The sequence below is a fragment of the Aminobacter sp. P4_D5 genome, assembly GCF_056401815.1.
In genome coordinates this window covers 1-1171 of the sequence record NZ_JBFUIP010000395.1, presented here as the reverse complement: position 1 = coordinate 1171, position 1171 = coordinate 1, and the positions used below count along the sequence as shown (strand labels likewise).

Sequence of the window (1171 nt, the reverse complement as noted above, 5' to 3'; positions counted from 1 at the left end):
CTCGTCGAGCTGGAGCCGCGCATCCTCGATCAACCGGCCATCGGCGGGCACGCGATCGCCGGCGGCGAGGATGACGATGTCCCCCGGCACAAGGTCACGGGCCGGTATTTCATGGGCCGCGCCATCGCGCAGCACATGCGCACTGGCGACGTCCTGGCCCCGCAATGCGGCAAGGGCGCTACCCGCCTTCCATTCCGTGGCGAAGCCGATCGCCGCGTTCACCAGAATCACCACGACAATCGCCAACGCCTCGACCCCATCGCCGAGTGCCAGCGCGACGCCGGCTGCCGCGATCAACAGGCCCACCATGAGGCTGCGAAACTGCCGGCCCAGAAGAGCCAGGGCCGAGCGCGGCCTAGCCTGAGCGAGCGCATTGGGGCCATGCTGCCTCAGACGTTTGGCCGCTTCCTCACCGCTCAGTCCAAACTGAAGATCAACATTCAGATCCTCCGCCGCCTTCTCCGCCGTGCCCACGTGCCAGGCGGAGTTCTGTGCGCTCATGATGCCGCCGCCCCACCCGGTGCCGTCGAAAACCCCGCCAGAACCTCCTCCTCGGCGCCGAGATGCACGCGCAGCAACGCCTCCAGCGCGAAGAGCGCCCGCTGCAGCTCGGGGCCGCTGGCAGCCCAATTCGCCTCTGCCAGGCGGAGCAATGTGGCGATCCGAGCCACCAGGGCTTCGATCTCGGCATGCATGTGGATGAGCGGCGCCATCGGATCCTGCCCGCCCAGTCGCAGGGCCGCGGCCGGATAAAGGGCCCGCTCCTCCTCGCGCTGATGCGGCAGCAATTCGGTGCGCAGGCGGGTCTCCAGGGTCCGAAAGGCCGGCAGGGCCGAGGGCGTGGGGCCGATCGCCTCGCCCGCGCTGCGCAGCGCCTCCACCAACCGCCGCAGGCCTTCATGCTCGGCCTCGCGTTCGGCGAGACCCGCCTCCGGCGGCAAGTTCGAGGACACCGCCTCGCCATGGCCCGGCCGCAGCGCGGTCAGCGCGAAGAGGATCGCGAAGACGTCGATCACCTCCTGCACCAGTGCTCCCGCCAGGGGGGGCAGGAACCCGGCCGCCGCGATCGCCATGGCGACGATCGACATGCCCATGCCCAGCCCGATCGCCTGCAGCGCGATGCGGCGGGAGCGCTGGGCGATGGCGATGGCCTCCGCCACGCGGTCCACCC

At 70.4% G+C, this 1171-nt stretch carries 2 protein-coding genes; both read right to left on the bottom strand.

The window, feature by feature from the left end:
* A partial coding sequence (locus tag AC1DWF_RS32195; protein WP_476842594.1) for a cation-transporting P-type ATPase occupies positions 1–501 on the bottom strand: 501 nt, incomplete at its 3' end.
* Positions 498–1171, bottom strand: a 674-nt coding sequence (locus tag AC1DWF_RS32190; RefSeq protein ID WP_476842593.1) for a hemerythrin domain-containing protein, incomplete at its 5' end; no start/stop codon positions are given. The genes AC1DWF_RS32195 and AC1DWF_RS32190, both read right to left, overlap by 4 nt.